Source organism: Metapseudomonas boanensis (assembly GCF_018704125.1).
Classification (GTDB): domain Bacteria; phylum Pseudomonadota; class Gammaproteobacteria; order Pseudomonadales; family Pseudomonadaceae; genus Metapseudomonas; species Metapseudomonas boanensis.
This window is the reverse complement of sequence record NZ_JAGTIS010000042.1, coordinates 1-2,274: the sequence shown is the minus strand read 5'-3', so window position 1 is coordinate 2,274 and position 2,274 is coordinate 1. Positions and strand designations below refer to the sequence as shown.

The 2,274-nt window shown below is 69.6% G+C and carries 1 protein-coding gene; it reads left to right on the top strand.

Translation table 11 applies throughout. The features are described from left to right. On the top strand, nucleotides 1-2,256 hold a 2,256-nt coding region (locus J7302_RS26175), incomplete at its 5' end, for an ImcF-related family protein (RefSeq protein WP_215381751.1). Nucleotides 2,257-2,274: the final 18 nt, after the last annotated feature.

The window sequence follows — 2,274 nt, the reverse complement described above, 5'->3', positions numbered from 1 at the left end:
GGCCTACTGCTGTCCTTCGCCAGCAACCGCGCTCAGGTGGCCGAGATGCAGGCTGCACTGGCCACCCTCGATCAACCCCGCGAAGGTGATGAGCAACTGCTCGCCTTCAACGAACTGGTCCACGAGCTTGAGCGCCTCGACCATCGCGCGAAGCACGGCGTGCCCTGGCATCAACGCTTCGGCCTCAGCCAGAACGACGGCCTGCTCGCCGCGCTCTGGCCCCGCTACGTGATGGCCAACCACCGCCTGATCCGCGACCCGGCCGCCGCCGGCCTGGAGCGCGAGCTGCGCGAGTTGCTCGACCTGCCGCCGGAGAGCCGCGAGCGGGCGATCCGGGCCCGAGACGCCTACGACCCGCTCAAGGCCTACCTGATGATGGCGCGCCCGGAAAAGGCCGATGCGGCCTTCCTCGGCAAGACCCTGGCGGCCTACGAAACGGAGCGCGTCGGCGTGGCGGACGGTCTCTGGCAGGGCATCGCGCCCAACCTCTGGCGCTTCTATGCCGAACACCTGGCGGAGCACCCCGAGTGGCGTATCGAGGAAGCGCCCGGCCTGGTCGCCGCGTCCCGCCAGTTGCTGATCGGCCAGCTCGGCCAGCGCAATGGTGAGGCCAACCTGTACCGGCAGGTGCTGCAGCGCGCGGCCAACCAGTACCCGCCTCTGGGCTTGGCGCAGCTGGTCGGCGACACCGACGCCCAACGGCTGTTCTCCACCGCCGCCGAGGTGCCCGGTGTGTTCACGCGCCAGGCCTGGGACGGCGTGGTGCGCCAGGCCATCGACGACATCGCCGCCGCGCGCCGGGAGGAAATCGACTGGGTACTCAGCGACGACCGCAGCCAGATCGCCGCCGAGCTGAGCCCCGAGGTCCTGCGCGAACGCCTCACCGCGCGCTACTTCCAGGAGTACGGCCGGGCCTGGCTGGAGGTGCTCAACAGCCTGCGCTGGCGCGAGGCGGGCAGCCTCGCCGACGCCATTGACCAGCTCACGCTGATGACCGATGTGCGCCAGTCGCCGCTCATCGCCCTGGCCAACACCCTGGCCTACCAGGGCCAGGCCGGCGCCCGCAGCCAGGCCCTTGGTGACTCGTTGCTGCAGTCCGCGCAGAACCTCATTGGCCAGGACAAGGCGCCGGTCATCGACCAATTGGCCGGGCTGCCGAAAAGCCCGCTGGACGAACGCTTCGGCCCACTGCTCGCGTTGCTCGGCAAGGGGGCCGATCAGCCAGGCAGTGACGACAACCTCAGCCTGCACGCCTTCCTCACCCGCGTGACCCGGGTACGCCTGATGCTGCAACAGGTGGGCGCTGCGCCGGACCCCCAGGCCATGATCCAGACCCTGGCGCAAACCGTGTTCCAGGGCCGCAGCGTCGACCTCACCGACAGCCAGTCCTACGGCAGCCTGATGGCTGCCAGCCTGGGCAGTGAGTGGAGCGGTTTTGGCCAGGCGCTCTTCGTCCAGCCGCTGGAGCAGGCCTGGCAACGGATCCTGCAACCCTCCGCTGCCGGGCTCAACGGTCAGTGGCGGCGGGCCATCGTCAGCCCCTGGAACAGCGCGTTCGCCGGGCGTTATCCGTTCGCGGCGAGCAGTAGTGACGCCTCGTTGCCGATGCTCGGGCAGATGATTCGCGCCGACACCGGGCGTATCGAGCAGTTCCTCTCCCGGCAGCTGGGCGGCGTGCTGCGCAAGGAGGGCAACCGCTGGGTGCCGGAAAGCGACCACAGCCAGGGGCTGCGCTTCAACCCCGAATTCCTCGAGGCGGTCAATCGACTCGCGGACCTGGCCGACGTGCTCTATACCGACGGCGGCATGGGGATCGGCTTCGACCTGCGGGCCAAGCCGGTACGCCATCTCGTGCAGACCTCCCTGGTCCTCGATGGCAGCCGCCTGACGTACTTCAACCAGCGGGAGCGCTGGCAGCGCTTCGCCTGGCCCGGCACGAGCGACTACCCCGGCGCCCGCTTGAGCTGGACCCACGTCAGGACCGGCGAACGGCTGTTCGGCGACTACCCCGGTACCTGGGGCCTGATCCGGTTGCTGGAGCAGGCCCGGGTCACCCCGCTGGACGACAGCGAAACCCGCTATCGGCTGCTGCTCGAAGCGCCCGACGGCCTGGGGCTGACCTGGCACCTGCGCACCGACCTGGGGGCCGGCCCCCTGGCGTTGCTGCGACTGCGTGGCTTCACGCTGCCGACGCAGATCTTTCTCGACCCCGGCGGCTCATCGATGCCGCTGGCGCAGTACGGAGATCGACCATGAGCCTGTCCGCACTCATCG